This window comes from Citrobacter sp. LJND-P06 (assembly GCF_058188415.1).
In genome coordinates this window covers 1,823,747-1,843,844 of the sequence record NZ_CP187317.1, presented here as the reverse complement: position 1 = coordinate 1,843,844, position 20,098 = coordinate 1,823,747, and the positions used below count along the sequence as shown (strand labels likewise).

At 44.8% G+C, this 20,098-nt stretch carries 12 protein-coding genes, 3 tRNA genes and 2 pseudogenes; 8 read left to right on the top strand and 9 right to left on the bottom strand.

The annotated features are described in order from the left end of the window. Nucleotides 1-52 precede the first annotated feature (52 nt). From ACO7SM_RS08775 to ACO7SM_RS08765, 3 genes are read right to left on the bottom strand one after another with little or no spacing between them, the layout of a single operon-like run. Entirely contained in the window at nt 53-1,183 is a 1,131-nt protein-coding gene (locus ACO7SM_RS08775; protein WP_490470499.1) for a response regulator, read from the bottom strand. Then, complete coding sequence (locus ACO7SM_RS08770) at nt 1,180-1,626, bottom strand: response regulator (RefSeq protein WP_490470498.1); 447 nt, start codon at nt 1,624-1,626, stop codon at nt 1,180-1,182. The genes ACO7SM_RS08775 and ACO7SM_RS08770 overlap by 4 nt, the downstream gene beginning before the upstream one ends. A 2-nt stretch (nt 1,627-1,628) precedes the next feature. Next, nucleotides 1,629-5,090 carry a hypothetical protein gene (locus ACO7SM_RS08765; protein WP_490470497.1) on the bottom strand — a complete coding sequence of 1,154 codons (3,462 nt, stop codon included), beginning with the start codon at nt 5,088-5,090 and terminating at the stop codon, nt 1,629-1,631. Between the two features lie 295 nt (nt 5,091-5,385). Between ACO7SM_RS08765 and ACO7SM_RS08760 the strand changes: the two are divergent. After that, a pseudogene (locus ACO7SM_RS08760) lies at nt 5,386-6,407 on the top strand (integrase core domain-containing protein). 216 nt (nt 6,408-6,623) lie between these two features. On the opposite strand, the pseudogene dcm reads toward ACO7SM_RS08760, so the two are convergent. The 3 genes and pseudogenes from dcm to drpB form a co-directional block, all read right to left on the bottom strand. Continuing rightward, a pseudogene (dcm, locus tag ACO7SM_RS08755) lies at nt 6,624-7,754 on the bottom strand (DNA (cytosine-5-)-methyltransferase); the annotation flags it as partial. 76 nt (nt 7,755-7,830) lie between these two features. Next, nucleotides 7,831-8,523, bottom strand: a complete 693-nt coding sequence (locus tag ACO7SM_RS08750) for a phosphohydrolase (protein ID WP_490470496.1) — start codon at nt 8,521-8,523, stop codon at nt 7,831-7,833. A 29-nt stretch (nt 8,524-8,552) separates the two neighbouring features. Beyond that, on the bottom strand, nt 8,553-8,843 hold the full coding sequence (gene drpB, locus ACO7SM_RS08745) for a cell division protein DrpB (protein WP_490470900.1): 291 nt from the start codon (nt 8,841-8,843) through the stop codon (nt 8,553-8,555). A gap of 649 nt (nt 8,844-9,492) precedes the next feature. Between drpB and ompC the strand changes: the two genes are divergently transcribed. Next, a complete protein-coding gene (gene ompC / locus ACO7SM_RS08740) occupies nt 9,493-10,671 on the top strand; it encodes a porin OmpC (protein WP_490470495.1) in 1,179 nt (392 codons plus the stop codon). 363 nt (nt 10,672-11,034) lie between these two features. Here the strand turns inward: ompC and ACO7SM_RS08735 are convergent. Further along, nucleotides 11,035-11,124: transfer RNA gene (locus ACO7SM_RS08735), tRNA-Ser, on the bottom strand. Between the two features lie 93 nt (nt 11,125-11,217). On the opposite strand from ACO7SM_RS08735, the gene mtfA reads away from it, so the two are divergent. Continuing rightward, nucleotides 11,218-12,015, top strand: a complete 798-nt coding sequence (gene mtfA, locus ACO7SM_RS08730) for a DgsA anti-repressor MtfA (protein WP_490470494.1) — start codon at nt 11,218-11,220, stop codon at nt 12,013-12,015. Between the two features lie 100 nt (nt 12,016-12,115). Then, nucleotides 12,116-12,191, top strand: a tRNA-Asn gene (locus tag ACO7SM_RS08725). 37 nt (nt 12,192-12,228) lie between these two features. Here ACO7SM_RS08725 and cbl read toward each other — a convergent pair. Continuing rightward, entirely contained in the window at nt 12,229-13,179 is a 951-nt protein-coding gene (cbl, locus tag ACO7SM_RS08720; protein ID WP_490470493.1) for an HTH-type transcriptional regulator Cbl, read from the bottom strand. Between the two features lie 101 nt (nt 13,180-13,280). Further along, nucleotides 13,281-14,198 carry a nitrogen assimilation transcriptional regulator NAC gene (gene nac / locus ACO7SM_RS08715; protein WP_490470492.1) on the bottom strand — a complete coding sequence of 306 codons (918 nt, stop codon included), beginning with the start codon at nt 14,196-14,198 and terminating at the stop codon, nt 13,281-13,283. 327 nt (nt 14,199-14,525) lie between these two features. On the opposite strand from nac, the gene ACO7SM_RS08710 reads away from it, so the two are divergent. The 4 genes from ACO7SM_RS08710 (at nt 14,526) to ACO7SM_RS08695 (ending at nt 19,985) form a co-directional block, all read left to right on the top strand. Continuing rightward, a tRNA-Asn gene (locus ACO7SM_RS08710) sits at nt 14,526-14,601 on the top strand. 495 nt (nt 14,602-15,096) lie between these two features. Then, complete coding sequence (locus ACO7SM_RS08705; RefSeq protein ID WP_490470491.1) at nt 15,097-16,593, top strand: C69 family dipeptidase; 1,497 nt, start codon at nt 15,097-15,099, stop codon at nt 16,591-16,593. A 143-nt stretch (nt 16,594-16,736) separates the two neighbouring features. Beyond that, a complete protein-coding gene (locus ACO7SM_RS08700) occupies nt 16,737-18,191 on the top strand; it encodes an AMP nucleosidase (protein ID WP_490470490.1) in 1,455 nt (484 codons plus the stop codon). Between the two features lie 15 nt (nt 18,192-18,206). Further along, entirely contained in the window at nt 18,207-19,985 is a 1,779-nt protein-coding gene (locus ACO7SM_RS08695; RefSeq protein WP_490470489.1) for an aminopeptidase P family protein, read from the top strand. The last annotated feature ends 113 nt before the right edge of the window (nt 19,986-20,098 follow it).

Genomic DNA, 20,098 nt, shown 5'->3' with positions numbered 1-20,098 from the left:
CTGAATGATTCTGGATTTTGGGCCAGGGTCATCACCGGTACACCTGACATTATTATTTAAAAATCTTCCCAACAAGTTGACTTAGTCGCAACATGATTTTAAAGAAAACACCCTGATTGATACCCTCATTAACATCAATGATACGTTCCTTATCATTAAAAAGTGGAACCCAGTATTTCATTATATGATTTTCACTGAAGAACAATGAGTGCCCACCATTAAAGTATCGGTTTTTTATCTTCTGACCATTAAACATTTTAAAACCGAGAATCCCGGCTAATCCTGCATTTTTGACAATAGCTTCATTCAAAAGTAATGGGTAATCATTGATTGCACACTCATTTACAATATGCACTTCTCGGTTGCTAGATAAAAAATCAAATTTATAATTTTCAGGGAGAACACTCCCGCAGAGAATTATAAGATCTAAACTATTGGTCAATCTATTATCATCTAATCTCTTTATTCCCTCCATCAGTAAAAAGGTACCAAAACTATGTGCAACGCAAACAATCTTATTACTTCTATTTGTATTAATCCATTGCCTTAGCTCACTGGTGAAATGCTCTAGTATTTCTTCTCTTTTTTTAGATTTAAGAAATGAATAAGTTGATATTAATGTATGTTTATAATGAAAGAATGTTTGTGATTTCGATTCAGTATTATTTGAGATAATCCTCTCAATATCCTCTTGCCAAGAAGCGTAACTTCTAATGCCATGAATAGTTAAAACAGAAATATTGAAGTTACCCCTTTCATAATTTGAGAATACATTAAGGAAATGTTTTATTTCTGCTTTAGCATTATTTAACCAGGAATAATCTCCTGCAATGCTCTGTTCTAATCTAAAACCTTTATCCTTGAATGCAACAGTCTTTTCTTCTAGGTTATCAATAATAGCGGTATACCCCAGAATAAAACCAGGGGTTTTTACTTTGTTTTTATAAATAGATTCTACTATTGTTAGACCACCGAAGTTATCCGGTGTGTCACCAGATAGCGTAGGTAGGCCCATGTCTATTAAAGCAATTGAGTAATAAGTGCTTCTGAGTAACTGAATGGCTGAGTTGATAGAGTCGCTTTCATCAATCCATTCTTCAGGTATATCATGTTCATGATTAAGCCGTTGAATTATATTTCTTCTGCGTATTTCATCATCATCCACAATAATTATTCTATTCATTCTAATTCCAATATGTTAGTTATTTCTTTTTTCCAGTTAAGACTTGAGTTGTCGTAATATACACAGCCAAGAGAATTTTTAAGATATTTGTCTTTGAAAATATTTTCAATGGATGCTAAATCATAGCGTTTATCGTCTTCCGCAAATGATTTATATTGAGTTAGTATAATATACTTTACCTTCGACTTTTTACGATGAATATGTTTAGCAATTTCTAAACCACCAAATACTTTAGGTTGACTGGGTGGTTCACCTTGATTCTTATCAAAAGTAGGGAGACTCATATCTATAATTGCCAAATCAAACTCTTCAGAATTAAGTTTTTTGATACCGCTTGAAACAGAATATGCTAATGTTATTATAGAATTTTGAAAAATTTCTTTCATAAACATGCATACTTTATCACTCTTGTATAAATTGTCTTCAATGATAAGAATGTTCATATTTACTCCAAATTTATTTCGATTATTTGTTTAAATGTATTCCCATTTAGTTGAACTATGAATCGTCCATTTTTAAATCCATCTTGAATGTTTTTAAAAACTTTATACAAACCAGTACCACCCTCTATCTTCAATCTATAACTGTAATCATTGTTTGGATAAGAATTGACCTCTGCTTCAATGTTTCTTTTTACTAGTTCAAGGTATTTATCATGAGATATTTCATTCTCAACTGAAATAGTCAATTTTAAATCAATAACTGAAGTACTGACAGATATAGGTGTTCCTATGAGATCTTTACCGTGCCTAAGACAGTTATTATACATAGTAACTAATGAACGAGTTAAATTCAATAATGAAGAATTACTAAGTTTCAAAGAGTCATACTCACTGTGACTTAAATCAACTTTTATCTTTTGGGGAGAATATATCCCTTCTATGTAATCTTTTGAGGCGATAAGTAAAGTGGCAAGTTCTATATCTTCATCCAATTCTTTACTTGGTCGTCGAAACCAATTTTCAATGTCAGAGAGTTTTTCACTGATATTAAACTTAGCCAGTTGTATTTTCTCAGAGATTGGACAGTCATCTATGATTGTTTTATTTTGGGAGAGTACGCTTAATAATTTATCGCACTCTGTTCTGAAATTAGGTTTGACAGCTTCATTAATTATAGCTTTCATAACGATAAAACAATGATCAAGTTGCTGCCAGATAAACTCTTCGATTGCCTCTTTAAAATCCTCATATGTAAAATGATTGTTACCATCTTTTAATTCAATAATGCAATTTACGAAGGTCATTAATTCGTTATATTTTTCGGTTGTTGCAGAAAAAATAAATCCTGATGTAATTTCAGCTTCTTTAATTGCGTCTTTGTTCGAAATTATAGGTATGAGAAGGTCATTCGTATCTATAATAAAAGAATCAATTTTCTTTGAAAAGCGTTGGATGCAAATAGTGAGATGTTCTTTTGCGCAAGTATCAACCTTGCTAATTTTATCAAGCCAAAATATTGGCTCATCATATGCTTCATCGGCAATTTTAAGTGTAACTAAAGAATCTGCTTCAAAAACACTTCTTATCTGATTTGGCAATACACCATGTCTAAATTCTGAGCTTAGATAACGAACTAGGCCATACTCGCTATTCATTATGAAATCATTAATCATATTTGTATAAATAAGCCCGTAATGATATAACTTTGCATCATCTCCTGATTTTATATCCATCGTATTTGTCGGTTCGGATTCACTGTTAGCCTTGGACGAAATAAAAAAATCTATATGTATCGATAGATCATCTCGATGTATTTTTTTCGCTGTTTCATACGCAAGTCTATAGAAGTCAGATTTGGCTAAAAATATTCCATTAAAATCGATATGGATCAAATTTGACAGGTGGTGTTTGGTAAGTTTATTGACGAGAAGTTTACTATATATTTTCTCTTCTTCATTGTTTAATGAGCGAATTTCATCATTGTTTAAATGAAAAAAAGCGCTTCTGTCAATCAGAATGTTTAATATCTTGATTCTTTCCGTTAACATTAGAAGTATTTTATCGATATTTTCAAGACCACTAAGAATGTCTTCAATGCATACATCCTTCAACAAAAATAATTCTTTATTTGTAATGTTTTGCTTTGTTTCTAATATTTCACTGGGTTTTACCGCTGCGTTTTCCTCTAAATATCTATCGACGAAATATGATACGTTACCAATATAATCCTTATCAATATACCGATAAATAAAATGACTAAAAATAGCGGCTTCTAAACTGTCATCTGTAATTTCAACGTTCTCATCTAATTCATGTGCTAACTCTGACACAGGAAATAATATTAGGCTCGAGCTATTAACAAGTACATTCTCGACGATCTGTTTTATAAGGGTGCTGTACTCTTTTATTTTTAATAAAGTTGATGCTATTATATAGCATTTATCAGGGATGGTAATATCTTGTAAATCATTTATTTTGCCTAATAATATTAGGATTTTCTCTTTGTCGTTATTGCTGTTGCTAATTTCTTCTGTTAATCTCACTCTTAGATTTCTAGACTCTGAAAATGAATAGATCTTATCTTCAATAATATAATTGTCAGATGGTTCTTTATAAGAAAGCAAATTATCTAGTCTGGATTTGTTTTTTGGAGTGAAGCAAAAATCAGAATTATAAACGGTTATTAAAGAAAGCTTTAATTTTTCTGTGTTTTGATATGGATATGAAGCATAGAAAGTAGGTAGTATTGGCAGCATAAAATCAAAGCACAGATACCTAAATCTGAGATCTTCAACTGCTTCGATCGCTGAATAATATGATGAAGGCTCTTTATAAGCATTGATTAAATTAATTAGTAATAAACTTGTTAAGTCATCAACTGGTTGTGTTAACGTTTCACGAAGTTTAGACCCATTATCAAATAATAGTGCTCTTGCATAAATTTCTAATGTGGAAAAATTGCTAGGATTTTCCAGTAAATAGGCGTGACAAAGATCAATGGTTTGTTTATATTCGCCTTGTGAGTATCTTTCTATAATTAGAATTTCGTTCTGTTCTAAATCAACATCAAATTCAGAGTTTATGGAATCAAGAAGCTTTTTCCAGTACCCACTTTTTTCTACTGACGATATTTCTATAACAAATTGTCTAATATCATTAGTTGTTTCTTCTCGATTTACTATGTTCCCCATAATAACTTCCATGAGACATCTTTTTATGATTTGATACTTGTCAATTGGGTACAGTCTTTGTGAAAACTGTAGGACATTATACAAGTCAATATCTGGATCAAGATTTGTAGGCTGCAAAATAAATGAGATAAAGTCAGCATAATTTGTATATTGCTTTCTTAGTCTATCAAGGGTGTCTATTTTTACTTTCTGCTTGTATGATAAACTACTGATAGATGTATGCTTTTCAAATAAATGATTTGTAATATGGAATATTCTAGCAAAATCTTTGACGACAAACTCTTCATTTGTTGTATTTGTCCCAGAAGCGACATTGGTTGCCATTAAAACGTCGTAATACCATATGCTATCTCCAAATTTTTCTTTTACTTTACTTAATAAACTATAGCATTCTGAATATTGTTTCGTTACAAAAGCATTTTCAATTTGCGTCTTGTACTCATCAAATTCTTCAAAAAGATGTATGTTATCTTTATAAAATTCTAGGAAGGTGAATAGTATGAAAGATGTTGGTACTTCTTTCTCTAATGTAGTACTTATAAAATATTTATTTGAGAATGAGTAGAGATTTATTAACTTCCTGAAGTTAACATTTTTATAGCAGTCACGAGCAAACGCAATATGCTCTTTGTTATTCATTCCTTTAAGAGCAACCTCTAATCTATGTAATGCTGCTACTTTACCTTGAGTAAATTTTGTTTTTGTGTCTCCATAACTCCCTAATATTGTTTTTATTTTGTTTGAATTAATTAAATTTCGAATGAAGTTAACCACAGTGATTTTCCTTAGAATTAGAATGGCTACCGCACTGATCGGAAACCAGCATACAAATATTCTATGAATTAGAGAACTAGTGGTCAACTAAAACAGGTCATAGCAATATGACTTTTTCAAGATTTGCGTTTGCGATATGTTTAGCTGTAACCAAATGATATTTTTTCCGGATACATTAGCGGCTTATTTGACCCTACCACAAAATCCTGCTCCATTCAGAAACAGAATTCCGGTATGATGCCCCCCCGAACGGAGGTGGTGCCGATGAAATAATCATCGATTCTCCAAAGAGCAGATTGTCTTTGTCCTGAAGCAGGCCGAACTGGGTACGCAAGATCTGCCGTAAGTTGGGAATTTCCGATGCCACGTTCAATACATGACGCAAGAAATACGGCGGTATTTCCCCCTAAGAGCTGAAGCACATACGACAACTGTAAGAGGAAACCTGCGGCTGAAGAAACTGGTGGCCGATCTGAGCCTCGACAAAGCGATGCTGCAGGAGGTGCTGGCAAAAAATAACTAACGCTGGCACGTTTGTGCGAATTGGTCCGGGCTCTGCAGGCAGGTTACGGGCCCAGTGAGCGGCAGGTCTGCCGTCAGCCGCAGTTCGTTCCGCTACTGCCCTGTGGCGGCCGATGACAGCGCCCTGCGCCTGCGGATACGGGAGAGCACTGAAACACGAGTGCATTACGGCTACCGGCGGGTGCATATCCTGCTCAGGCAGGAGGGTTGGCGGGATAACCATAAACGCATTTACCGCCACTACCGCGTACAGGGACTGTCACTGCGCCTCAAACGACCGCATCGCAATAAATCTGCGCAGCGGAACCAGTCCTAGGGTCAGTATCCCAAACATGCCTGGGGGATGGATTTTTGTCTCTGATGCGTCGTTTGACGGTCGAAAGCTGCGCTCAACAGAAGTCGCAGAGATGCTGAACAGCATCGCGCTCAGACGCCCCCTGCCGCAATTGCTGAAAACGGATAATGGCTCTGAATTTGCAGGGGAAATGCTGGATAGTGGGTGTATGAACGCAGTATACGCATTGGCTTCTCACGACCGGGATCACCGACAGATAATGCCACGGTAGAATCATTCAATGGTAGGCTGAGACAGGAATGCCTGAACGAAAATGGGTTCATGTCGCTGGAAGATGCGCGTGTGAAATCGGAACCTAGCGCATACACTATAGCCAGAGGCGTCCCCATTATGCGCAGGGATGGATGACCCCATCCGAATTCGCTAAAAAGTCTGTCGTTTGCCGGAATATGCAGTCAGACAAACCGGTTATTCCTGATTATGACTGGAGCATATTCTAGGTCTGGGTCAAGATGAAGACATTACTAACACGGGGTGTATTAATCAACGGGGAGCAGGCCAGTAACACTCTTCAAATATAAGAACCTCGTTTAGGAATTTTAATACAACTATCTTCGATATTTTTTGATGAAATGTCTTTTTCATCAAAAAAATGGACATAGAACCTAGATTCAATAACTTTATTTAACAGTACGTTAATGCATCTTTTTTATGATATCTACAAGTACCTTATAATAACGCGCAGACAGCGTTCGCGTTACGCTTTCAGGGTTAGAGGGATAGACCATCCCATAACCAAATCCATTTCCCCGCGCCTGGTGTTTTTTCGCGTAGCGGTACAGATACTTCCACAGAACCGGCGTCAGAACGTATTTTGCTTCAACGGCGGGTTCAAGCAGTTCAGCCAGCGTGACGCGACGCTGCGGATAGCGTGTGACAATATCCCGCAATGTAAAATCGGCTTTCAGGTTCAGGTCGCGGCGAAACCCCACCAGCACGATACGTTCGCGATGCTGCGGTAAGAAATACCGCCCGTCGATGATCTTCGGATCATCAGGGCCGTTATCGGCGGCATCCGCCACGTCGTAGCCCAGCTCATCCAGCGTCTGCATAATAATTCGGAAGGTTTTGCCCTGATCGTGACTCTTCAGGTTCTTCACGTTCTCGAGCACAAAAATCGCGGGACGACAGGCATCAATGATCCGCACCACGTCAAAGAACAGCGTACCCTGCGTATCACAGGCAAAACCATGCGCACGTCCCATCGCATTCTTCTTTGATACCCCGGCGAGCGAAAACGGCTGGCAGGGAAAACCCGCCAGCAGAACATCATGCTGCGGGATGTGTTGGCGAATATGCTCGGCAGCCTGATTATCCGTCACGCCATCATGGTGACTCAGGGTAATATCACGAATATCTTCATTGAAATGATGCGTCTGAGGATCGCAGTAGCAATTTGCTTTATACGTTCGCACCGCGTGTTTATTCCATTCGCTGGTAAATACGCATTGCCCGCCTATCGCTTCAAATCCACGGCGTATTCCGCCTATTCCAGCGAAAAGATCGATAAAACGAAAAGCATAATGGGGATGATGTGCCGGCGGCGTCGGCAACAACGTTTTAAGATGAGAAAATTCGTTATCACTCAACCGATGCCATGCGGCATTCGCCACGACGCGTTTTAAAATGGCCGGGCTCCAGTGATTCTCCCCAACGCTATTAAGGTGCGCCACCAGTGTTTTCACATCGTAGATTTCCAGCAATTTATCCAGCATCGCCTGAACCGCGATGCCGGTATTGTCTGTCATCAGATCCTGAACGCCTGTAACTGAAAGATTATCCTGCATACATTTGACCGGCCGAAATTGATATTCGACAGGTTAACATAAAACGAAGGTATTTACGTTTCGGGTGTGAACGCTATCAGTCAGCGCTAAAAGACTGAATAACGGCGTGATCCAGCGATTCATACTCACCGTTCAACTCTGCGCTCAGTTTCGCCATATACGCTACCAGGAAATCGGCATTGTGCTTTGCCAGCGCTTTTCCTTTGGCTGTTTGCATGGTTTTCGGCAGCAGCAGCAATTTGCTCTGGAAATGGTCGAGCGCAAACTGTTTATCGTCGAGGGAGCGGTTCTGGGCAAAAGGGTCCCCGGCGTCAAACAATGCCACGCCCAGCGCGCCCGATACCGCAAATACGCGGGCCAATCCAATGGCGCCGAGGGCTTCCAGTCGGTCAGCATCCTGCACGATTTTCGCCTCGAGCGTGACGGGTGTAATTTTTGCGCTAAAACTGTGGGCCTCGATCGCGTGTACGACCGCGGGTATCTGTGATTGGGGGAATGACGGGAAATCATTCATTAATATACGACTGGCCTCTTTCGCCGCTAACACTGACGAACGGTGGCGTTCGGGATGGTTTTTGGGGAGGCTGATAATGTCATGAAAGTAACATGCCGCCAGCACCACTAATCCATCTACCGTTTCATGAGCACACAGTTTTTGCGCTGTCGCCCAGACACGACGAAAATGAAAAATATCATGGGCAGCATCTTGATCCCGATGATGCTCGCCAAGCCAGCCCTCAAACTCTCGTTGCCACTGTTGCAGACTCATGTTGCCTCTCCTCGTGTGAAGGCCTTACGTTAGCAACTTTCGCTATCACCTTCACGCCGAATCTCACGAGGTCTTGTGTACCATGCAATTCCACCCAGGATGACACCCACCAGGCTCAACACAACAAATCCCAGCAAAGCCCCCAGCCATTTACCTGCCGTTGACCCCAGATCGCTCTCCATACCAGGAACAGGCACTGACTGCAGGTTGCTCATCACCCAGACATACCGCGCCATAGCCCAGACAAAATAGCCGCAAAAAGCATAAAAAACCCACAAGGCCAGTTTTCCGCCCAGACTGCGGTTTGCTTTTTCTTCCATATTGGTCAATTTATACTCCGCGTTGGTGATGTAACTAAAACGACGAAATTTACACAATTATGTGATTATAATCACATTTAGCTGTGAAGTAAGGCGCCAGGAGTGCTTTGGTTATCTCTTTTACAAATACATTGATCTCAGGCAATTTTAGTTAGGGATGCCCAAGCCTTGTCAATCCTGGGATGAAACAAAAGGTGTCAACAACGGAGATTTAAAATATAAATTCCATGAATGAAATTAACAACACTGCATCATTTTAATTTTAACCATTTTTATATCCAGATAGCGCCGTTATTCTCCATTTATTATTCACTTTAGCAATACTTCCTTGTCGGTATCTATGCCGACTTTTTCCTGAAACAAATACCACATACAAACATTATTAACACACTCAATATTATTGATTTAAACAACCCCAACAAAGCAAATCATAACCAAATGAAAATTAAATATAATCACAGACAATAAAAATAAAATGAATCATATTTAATTATTTATAATAACGCCAATAGAAACAATTTGAATTATTTTAAATAGATTTGTTACATGTTATTTTTAAAAAACAATGAACTTAATAGAATAGTATCTCAATGTACTTTACCGGATAGAGTACATATTCATACGAATTATCATCATAAGGATATATATAATGAAAAGAAAAGTTCTGGCATTGCTTGTCCCGGCATTATTAGCGGCAGGCGCAGCGAATGCGGCTGAAGTTTATAACAAAGACGGTAACAAACTCGATTTATACGGAAAGGTTGATGGTCTGCACTACTTCTCTGACGATGCCGGCAGTGATGGCGATCAGTCTTATGTCCGTTTCGGTTTCAAGGGTGAAACTCAGATTGCCGATCAGTTCACGGGTTACGGTCAGTGGGAATATAACGTTCAGGCAAATGGTACTGAAGGTGACAAAGGTGACGCATCGACTCGTCTGGCCTTTGCGGGTTTAGGCTTTGGTCAGAATGGTACCTTCGATTATGGTCGTAATTATGGCGTAATTTACGACGTTGAAGCGTGGAGCGATATGCTGCCAGAATTTGGTGGCGACTCTTACACTCAGACCGACGTTTACATGCTGGGTCGTACTAACGGTGTTGCCACTTATCGTAATCAAGGGTTCTTTGGCCAGGTTGACGGTTTGAACTTTGCATTACAGTATCAGGGTAATAACGAAGGCAGCAGTTTTGGCCAGGAAGGTTCAGGTAACAGCGCAGGCCGTAAGCTGGCTAAAGAAAACGGCGACGGTTTCGGTATGTCTACCACCTATGACTTTGACTTTGGTTTAACTCTGGGTGCGGCATATTCTGCCTCAGATCGTACCAACGCTCAGGAGTCTCGTGGTAACGGGGATCGTTTTCATGCTAACAGCTATGCCGGTGGTGAAACGGCAGAAGCCTGGACCGTTGGCGCTAAATACGATGCTAATAACATTTATCTGGCAACCATGTATGCAGAAACGCGCAATATGACCTATTACGGTGGTGGTGATGGTGGTCAGGGTGGCATCGCCAACAAAACCAAGAACTTTGAAGCCGTTGCTCAGTACCAGTTCGATTTCGGTCTGCGTCCGTCTCTGGCCTACCTGCAATCCAAAGGCTCTGATTTAGGTGGCTGGGCTCACGATAGCAGCGGTAATCCGCGTTATACCGACAAAGATCTGGTCAAATACGTTGATATTGGTGCGACTTACTACTTCAACAAAAATATGTCCACCTATGTTGATTATAAAATCAACCTGCTGGATAACGATGACTCGTTTTATGCCGACAATGGCATCGCAACAGATGACATCGTTGCAGTTGGTCTGGTTTACCAGTTCTAACTTCCCCTCTTCCCAGGCCCGCGCTACGCGGGCTTTTTTTATCCTCCCGCCTATCACCTATCGCAGTGGCCAATAACCATCGCCGGGACGCTACACGCCCAACCTCACATTGACTGAGCACCGAATATCGGCTGCACCTGACAATACAATAGTTTATGAAAGCTTTGGCTCACATCACATTTAACGGTTCCGAACTGATGGAAAAGATGAACAACATTGTGGCAAAGTGAGATTCAGGACGTTTGTTGCAGGATTTGCCGGGCAGTACGCATTCAAATGATGCTCAGGCATTTTCTTTTCAGTCAACAGGAAGCGAAGTCTTAGCAGCGTACTGAAGGTGTAAAATGAGGCAGGAAGAATAAGTGGCGGAGAGAGGGGGATTTGAACCCCCGGTAGAGTTGCCCCTACTCTAGTTTTCGAGACTAGTCCGTTCAGCCGCTCCGGCATCTCTCCGTTCTGATGGTTGCAATGATGCCAGGTAATTTGGCATTTTAACAGACCCTGCCCTTTCAATTTTGTTCAAGTGACGAGTTTGCGAGCAAAACGATGATTAAGTGGCCCTGGAAAGCACAAGAAACAGCGCAGAATGAAGTCCTGCCGTGGGAAGACGCCCTTGCCATTCCTCTGCTGGTGACGCTCTCTGCACAAGAACAAGCCAGATTAATTGCGCTGGCAGAGCGTTTTTTACAGCAAAAAAGGCTGGTCGCGCTTCAGGGTTTTGAGCTGGACTCGCTAAAAAGTGCCCGCATCGCGCTCCTTTTTTGTCTACCGGTTCTCGAGTTAGGCATCGAATGGCTGGACGGTTTTCACGAAGTGTTGATCTACCCTGCCCCGTTTGTGGTGGATGATGAATGGGAAGACGACATCGGTTTAGTGCATAACCAGCGCGTCGTTCAGTCCGGACAAAGCTGGCAACAAGGGCCTATTATTCTCAACTGGCTCGACATTCATGACTCATTCGATGCTTCCGGTTTTAATCTGATAGTTCACGAAGTGGCGCATAAACTGGATATGCGTAATGGCGATCGCGCAAGCGGCATTCCTTTAATTCCGTTGCGGGATGTTGCCAGTTGGGAGCATGACCTGCACGCTGCCATGAACAATATTCAGGATGAGATAGATTTAGTGGGCGAAACAGCATCCAGTATTGATGCCTATGCCGCTGTCGACCCTGCGGAATGTTTTGCCGTCTTGTCAGAATACTTTTTCAGTGCGCCAGAACTGTTTGCGCCACGATTCCCGGCACTGTGGCAACGTTTTTGCCAGTTCTACCGCCAGGATCCGTTACAGCGTTTACGCGATAGCGCCGATGACGACGAGCAGCGGGCTTCATATGTACATTAATTCTCTGATTTGAGGATTAATTAACCAATTGAAATAGCGTGCGAATTTTACTGTTGACACCGTGTGGTGGGGTCAGTATTATTCGCCTCGTTCAAACGATTCCTCTGTAGTTCAGTCGGTAGAACGGCGGACTGTTAATCCGTATGTCACTGGTTCGAGTCCAGTCAGAGGAGCCATATTTAGAAAAGCCCGCTTTTTAGCGGGCTTTTTGCTTTATATCTGATAATCGACGACGCTCTCGTCTGATTCCATTACCTGTCGCTTAATATCCTCAACTGACAACCCTGCATTACATAACTCAATGAAACGCCAGACGTAATTACGCTGTAACTGCCCGCGCTTCAGACCGAGCCAGACCGTATTGGCATCAAATAAATGGCGGGTATCGAGACGTGTCAGCGCCCCCTCTTCCTGTTCACCACTTGATTGCTCTGCCACCAGGCCTATCCCTAACCCCAGCCCCACATAGGTTTTAATCACATCAGAATCCTGAGCGCTCAGGACGATATCAGGGAGCAGCCCTTTGCGGGTAAACGCTTCATCAATACGGGAGCGCCCGGTAATCCCTTGTCGGTAAGTGATCAACGGCCAGTGTACAATTGATTCCAGCGTTAAAGGTAAAGCGTGTACAAGCGGGTGGTCGTGAGGCACCAACAGACTGTGGTACCAGCGAAACCAGGGGAACGCGGCTAACTGAGGGTCGTTGCTTAACCGCTCACTGGCAATCCCTATGTCGGCTTCACCGCTATGCAACAATCCTTCAATCTCTTGCGGTGTCCCCTGAATGAGCTCCAGACGAACTTCCGGGAACAATTCACGGAAAGCTTTGATCACTTCCGGCAGACTGTATCGCGCCTGGGTGTGCGTGGTGGCAATCGTTAAAACACCAGAGGTGTCGTTGGTGAACAAATCCGCAAGTCGGCGAACATTACTGGCTTCATTGAGGATCCGCTCGGCGATCACCAAAAGTGCTTTACCCGGTTCCGTCATTCCGAGCAGGCGTTTACCGCGCCGGATAAAAATCTCGATGCCCAGCTCGTCCTCAAGTTCACGAATATGCCGACTCACGCCCGACTGAGAGGTATAGAGCATATTGGCGACTTCCGTCAGGTTATAGTCCTGACGGGCCGCCTCGCGGATTATTTTTAGTTGCTGAAAATTCACTCTTCGCTCCGAAAACATCAGACATTACGCTATTGTTAAAGTCTGATGCCCGGCATAACAAATAATAAAAACCCGCATCTTATTCCACTGAGGAATAACGCTTAACTCACCAGCAACAATTCCCGATTTTCCAGAGTTGGATGGCTCACCAGAGACATTAAAATCTCTTTTACCGCCTGAGCCTGAGGTGACAAACTCCCTTTGGCCTGCGTATTCAGCGACAAAGGTAAGCTCATAGAAGGTGTCGTAATACGGGCCATCCAGCCATTTGCCGCACTGCTCAGAGCGCGGGCTGCCGACTCAGGTAATACCGTTACCCCCATTCCGCTGGCAATTGCCGCCGTTAATGTTGCGATAGATTCAATTTCACCAATCACTTTCAGCGTCAGGCGGCGTAGCGAAAACGCTTCATCCACACGCAGGCGAACTGCACTGTAGTCCCGTGGCAGGAACAGATTCATCTCAGCAACCGCCGTTAAATCGACACTCTGCCCGGGGCAATCACAGGTTCCCACCAGAAACAGATCTTCTTTAAGCAAAGGTTGACTGGTAATACCGGCGATCGGAGAACGTTCATACAGCACAGCCATATCCAGTTGGCCGTTGAGCAGTTTGTCGTTCAGTACCGCCCCGCTATTTTCATGTAGGTAGACCAGCACATCGGGTAACTCGGCGCGCACCGCCTGAAGCAGCGGCATGGTTATAGAAGAGGCCGCAGTCCCTGGAGCAAGACCAATAGACACCTGCCCACTGAGGGTCTGGCCTGCGTTATTCACCGCCAGATGGGCTTGCTCGCACTGGCGGAGTATCGTCCGTGCATGCGTATAGAGAATTTTTCCAGCCTCGGTAGGCGTAACGCCTCGTTTGGTTCGAATCAACAGTTGTTGATCCAGTTCCCCTTCCAGCGTTGCGACCTGCTGGCTAAGTGCAGGTTGCGCGATATGCAGCACTTCAGCAGCCTGCGTCAGGCTACCAATATCGACGATTTTTACGAAATATTTCAGCCGTCTGAAGTTCATTTTGCCTCCTGTCCGGAACGCCAACCCAGGTGCTGGCAACCGTGTGTCAGAAGATTTTGCAAGATGCTTGCCAGTTTACGCAAAATGACGAAATTAAATATAATGAATTGTTAAACAAGACATTATTCCTTCATAGCATTCTTATAAACCCAATCAGTCATGGTGTTCTGCTCCATCACTGGTAAAAGCGCACCAGATCAGGGCATAATGGGAAACTGCCCGAAAGAGCATCGCTTTGTTGATTTTGTCAGCAAACGAACGCGAAATCGTATTTCACCCTTTGACAACCCAAACTCACGCCGCTAATATGCGCCTCGTTCACACGATTCCTCTGTAGTTCAGTCGGTAGAACGGCGGACTGTTAATCCGTATGTCACTGGTTCGAGTCCAGTCAGAGGAGCCATATTTAGAAAAGCCCGCTTTTTAGCGGGCTTTTTGCTTTTCGGCGTTTACCCTCTGCCAGTGCTTATTTTTTGCAATTAATTACAGTCAGTAAAATAACCCTCCGGTATCGCAAAATCCCCCCGGATACACCACCTTTCGTTCATGTCATTTTGTTTTCCGATAACCACATTAATGTCTCCAGATAGACGTTCAGTTATTTTTTAGCTGCGCGGCATTGCGATATACGTCACTGAAATCATCTTTATGTCATTGCTATTCTTCAAGTCTGTTTGGGTAACATCCTGAATACCTCAATATCCTCTGCGTAATAATTAAGCGAAACGGACCGGCTATTTTGTCCAAAAGACTGAGATACGCAGGCGGATATTTGGAGAAAATGCGGGCAGACGCGTTTATCTCTCTGGCGAACGACGCGGGGTCAGTCGAAGCGTCATCGCGCTTAAGGAAGCAGTGTGTTTCCGGTCTATTTATAACGGAACAAAAGGGAGTTAGCATGTCGACTTTTAAAAAGTGCCTTATTGCACTGTCAATAAACGTAGCGGTAGTTTCATCGGGTTTCGCCTGTACAACACTGTTGGTCGGAAATGAAGCGTCTGCGGATGGCTCCATGATGGTTGCCCGTAGCGCAGACAGTGACGCAATGAAAGCTCAGCATTTTCTGATTCACCCGGCGAAAAAAAATCAAACCGGGGTGTACAGTACCAAAGCACATAACGGCGCGAATAATTTCACCTGGCCATTACCGAAGGACTCCTTACGCTATACCACTGTCCCTAACTGGAAAACCCAGTTACATGGCGCAACGGGCTTTAACGAAGCAGGTGTCGGTGTGAGTGGCACAGAATCTATTTTTGCCTCACCAAAAGCACTGGCATTTGATCCCTATGTCGAAGATGTCGGCATTACGGAAGACGATATTCCAGACGTTCTCCTTTCACAGACAAAAACTGCACGGGAAGCCATCGCATTGCTGGGTCATATTATTGAAACCACAGGCGCAGGCGAAGGTTTTGGTGTTGCCGTTGTCGATGATAATGAAGTCTGGTATCTGGAAACCGCCACCGGACATCAGTGGATGGCGCAGCGTCTTCCTTCCGGGCAATATTTTGCGTCAGGCAATCAGGGGCGTTTACAAGCTTACGATGCAAAAGATCCTAATTTTATGGGTTCAAAAAACCTGATTGAATTTGCCACGGAAAAAGGTCTTTATGACCAGAAACGCGACGGGGCTTTTAATTTCTCCAAAGCTTATACCCGTGATGATGAACGTGATCGGACGTATAACGACCCGCGCGTTTGGACTATTCAGAAACAATTTACACCGTCACTGAAACAGGATGTCGCCGCCGGTAGACAATTCCCGGTCTTCGCCACGCCTGAGAAAAAAATGACGCTGGATGACGTTAAAGCCGTCCTGCGCGATCATTACGAAGGCACCGAACATGATCCCTATTCAAAAGGTCTGAATGGAAAAGAACCCTGGCGTCCGGTTAGCGTTTTCCGTACCTATGAAGCGCACGTTATGCAGGTTCGCCCGTGGCTGCCGAAGGAAATCGGCGAAGTCAGTTATATTGGCCTGGGCATGGCCGATCTCACCGCGTTTGTCCCCTACTACAGCGGATTAAAAGCCTACCCTGCCAACTACAGCATCGGTACAGATAAAGCCGACAGTCAGTCAATTTACTGGAAATATCGTAAATTACAGACGCTGACGATGACGGATTATCCGAAACTCGCCCCGATCGTTAAACGCGCTTACAAAGACTGGGAAGATAAGGTCGCGAAAGAACAGAAAGACGTCGAAGCCGAGTATTTGAAAATGGCAAAAACCAATAAAGATGCCGCAAATAAAATGCTGAATGACTTTAATTTACGCGTAATGGCTGACGCCGAGAATCTGACAGAATCGCTGACAAACCAGCTTTTCACCCTACGCACCAAGGATATTCAGTCCGATATCTTCTTTGCTAATGCCGCCAAAAAAGACTAACGGGAAACAGTAACACTGTAATCTGTCAAAGCCGGATGCCCTCCGGCTTTTTCACCCCACGTTCATCGCCCCCTTTTGTTTCACAATTCGCTGACATACTATCGAATGGTATGGGCAACCTGTGAACGCATAAGGAGAATAATATGGAGAATCAGGGTAAAGGTCTGACACCCGAACAGGCGCTGGAACGCCTTAATGAATTATATGATCGGTCAGTAAATGCACTACGGGAAGCCATCTCTCGCTATATTGAAAACGTTACGCTACCCGATGTCGACGCAAGAAATAATGGGCTTTTCGTCTACCCCTCACTCTCAGTAAGCTGGGATGGCACCGCCACGAATCCCCCCAAAACGCGTGCTTTTGGGCGTTTTACCCATGCCGGATGCTACACCACCACCGTAACGCGCCCGGAACTGTTTCGCGCTTATCTGCTGGAACAGCTCACGCTTGTCTATCAGGACTACGGCGCGCACATCTGCGTCGAACCGTCGCACCATGAAATCCCCTATCCTTATGTCATTGACGGCTCTGCGTTGACGCTTGATCGTTCAATGAGCGCAGGACTCACACGCCATTTCCCCACAACGGAACTGGCGCAGATTGGTGATGAAACAGCCGATGGCATCTATCATCCGGCAGAGTTTTCCCCCCTGTCGCATTTTGATGCCCGTCGCGTCGATTTCTCGCTGGCGCGCCTGCGCCACTACACCGGCACCCCGGTTGAACATTTTCAACCCTTTGTGTTGTTTACCAACTACACCCGTTACGTGGATGAATTTGTGCGCTGGGGATGCAGCCAAATTCTGGATCCGGACAGCCCTTACATCGCCCTGTCTTGTGCAGGAGGGATCTGGATCACCGCAGAAACAGAAGCGCCGGAAGAAGCTATTTCCGATTTGGCCTGGAAAAAACATCAAATGCCCGCCTGGCATCTGATCACCGCTGACGGCCAGGGCATTACGCTGGTGAACATCGGCGTCGGCCCGTCTAACGCCAAAACGATTTGCGACCATCTGGCCGTCCTGCGCCCGGATGTCTGGCTCATGATCGGCCACTGCGGTGGATTACGTGAAAGTCAGTCCATTGGCGATTACGTACTGGCTCACGCCTATTTGCGCGACGATCACGTGCTGGATGCCGTACTGCCGCCCGATATCCCAATCCCCAGCATTGCCGAAGTACAGCGCGCACTCTATGACGCCACCAAACAAGTCAGTGGAATGCCGGGAGAAGAGGTTAAACAACGCCTGCGCACCGGAACCGTGGTCACTACAGATGACCGAAACTGGGAGTTACGTTATTCGGCCTCCGCATTGCGCTTCAACCTGAGTCGCGCCGTGGCGATTGATATGGAAAGTGCCACCATTGCTGCGCAGGGATACCGTTTCCGCGTTCCCTACGGCACATTGCTGTGTGTTTCCGATAAGCCGCTACACGGAGAAATCAAGCTTCCGGGCCAGGCAAACCGTTTTTATGAGGGTGCCATTTCCGAGCACCTGCAGATTGGTATCCGGGCGATCGACCTGCTACGCGCAGAAGGCGATCGTCTGCATTCCCGTAAATTACGTACGTTCAACGAACCGCCGTTCCGTTAAGGTCAGAAGGTATCTATGCAAAATTCAACTCCCCTTTCCGCTCTGCGCAGCTTACTGATAACGCAAGGGCTGGATGGCATGATTGTCCCGCGCGCCGACGCCCATCAGAGCGAAGATTGTACGCCGCATGACAATAAACTGGCCTGGTTAACCGGGTTTAGCGGCTCCGCCGGACTGGCGCTGGTACTCCGCGACCGGGCGTTAATCTTCGTCGACGGACGATACCAGGTGCAAGTGCGCGCTGAAGTCGATCTCAACGATTTTGAGGTTCATCATTTGCACGACGAACCGCTGGCAGACTATCTACAGGCTCATGTTCCGGCCGGCGCACGTATCGCATTCGAGCCATTACTGATGGCTAACAGTCAGTTTGAAGCACTCTCGGCGACGCACTGTGAACTGGTCGCCTTAGAGAACGACCCCTTCGACACCGTCTGGCACGACCGTCCCGCGCCACCTTGTGGGTTGATTCGAGACATGCCGATTGAAATCAGCGGGGAGAGCAGCACGCAAAAACGCGCGCGGATTATCGAAGCACTGGAAACACATCAGGCTGATATTCTCGCTATCACCTTGCCGGACAACATTGCCTGGCTGCTGAATGTTCGCGGATCAGACCTGAATATGGTGCCGGTGCCTTTCTCTTTTGCTCTGTTGCACCGCACGGGTGAGCTGGAATGGTTCGTCGATAGCCGAAAAACCACTGAATTACCGGACGCATTGCTGGAAACGTTGACGCTCTGTGCGCAGGAAAATTTCCTGTCTCGTTGCCAACAACTCGCCCCCGGAAAACGCGTTCTGGTCGATAAAGATTACGCACCGGTTGCGCTACGTTTTGCCATTGAACAGCACGGCGGCGAAGTCATTTGGTCGCCCGATCCCATCACCTTTATCAAAGCGAATAAAAACGAAACAGAGCTGGCCGGTTACCGGGAATGCCACCAGCAGGATGGCGCCGCCTGGGTTAACTTTTTGGCATGGCTGGCACATGAGGTTCCCCTGCGTGAAGCGGCGGGCAATCCCGTGACTGAACTGGAGGCCCAGGCAAAACAGCTATTCTACCGTCAACAGCAACCGGGATTTATTGAACAAAGTTTTGGCACAATTTCGGCCTCCGCAAGTAACGCCGCCATGTGCCATTATCACTCAAGTGAACACACCAATACGCCAATCACATCGCAAGCGATGTACCTGAACGACTCCGGCGGTCAGTATCACAATGGAACCACCGATACCACCCGTACGCTGGCGTTTGGTCCGCAGAATGCGCAGCGGAAGCTGCATTACACTGCTGTACTGAAGGGCTTCCTGTCACTGATCACCCTGCAGTTCCCCAGCGGAAGTCAGGGCCACCAACTTGATGCGTTCGCCCGCCGGGCGCTTTGGGAACTCGGTCTCGACTACGATCATGGAACCGGTCACGGTGTCGGTCATCAGCTTTTGATCCACGAACAGCCTCACCGTCTGGCTAAAAAAGTGAATCCGTGGCCGTTAGCCGCAGGCAATATCATGACCATCGAGCCGGGTTATTATCTCGCAGGACAATACGGTATCCGTATTGAAAATCAGGTTGAGATCGTAGAAAGCCGCCCAGGATTCTGTAAGTTCTCCACGCTGACTCTGGTACCCATCGATCTGAATCTGGTGGAGTTACATCTGCTGAGTGACGCAGAGAAACAATGGATCGATGACTACCATCAGCAGGTCAGAGAAACCTTGTCTGGGCTGGTGAACAGCGAGGCGCGTCCGTGGCTATTTGCCGCAACCGCCCCCATTCGGGTACAGGCGAATTAAGCCTGAATAAGAAAGCAAAAAGCCCGCTAAAAAGCGGGCTTTTCTAAATATGGCTCCTCTGACTGGGATCGCCGTAGCCAATAAATAGCTGATTGGTAAGCTAAAACAAAAAA

Bases quoted from the DNA above. Each gene is read 5' to 3' on its own strand.
- ACO7SM_RS08775 (WP_490470499.1), bottom strand. From the start codon at position 1,183: ATGAATAGAATAATTATTGTGGATGATGATGAAATACGCAGAAGAAAT.
- ACO7SM_RS08770 (WP_490470498.1), bottom strand. From the start codon at position 1,626: ATGAACATTCTTATCATTGAAGACAATTTATACAAGAGTGATAAAGTA.
- ACO7SM_RS08750 (WP_490470496.1), bottom strand. From the start codon at position 8,523: ATGAGTCTGCAACAGTGGCAACGAGAGTTTGAGGGCTGGCTTGGCGAG.
- drpB (WP_490470900.1), bottom strand. From the start codon at position 8,843: ATGGAAGAAAAAGCAAACCGCAGTCTGGGCGGAAAACTGGCCTTGTGG.
- ompC (WP_490470495.1), top strand. From the start codon at position 9,493: ATGAAAAGAAAAGTTCTGGCATTGCTTGTCCCGGCATTATTAGCGGCA.
- mtfA (WP_490470494.1), top strand. From the start codon at position 11,218: ATGATTAAGTGGCCCTGGAAAGCACAAGAAACAGCGCAGAATGAAGTC.
- nac (WP_490470492.1), bottom strand. From the start codon at position 14,198: ATGAACTTCAGACGGCTGAAATATTTCGTAAAAATCGTCGATATTGGT.
- ACO7SM_RS08705 (WP_490470491.1), top strand. From the start codon at position 15,097: ATGTCGACTTTTAAAAAGTGCCTTATTGCACTGTCAATAAACGTAGCG.
- ACO7SM_RS08700 (WP_490470490.1), top strand. From the start codon at position 16,737: ATGGAGAATCAGGGTAAAGGTCTGACACCCGAACAGGCGCTGGAACGC.
- ACO7SM_RS08695 (WP_490470489.1), top strand. From the start codon at position 18,207: ATGCAAAATTCAACTCCCCTTTCCGCTCTGCGCAGCTTACTGATAACG.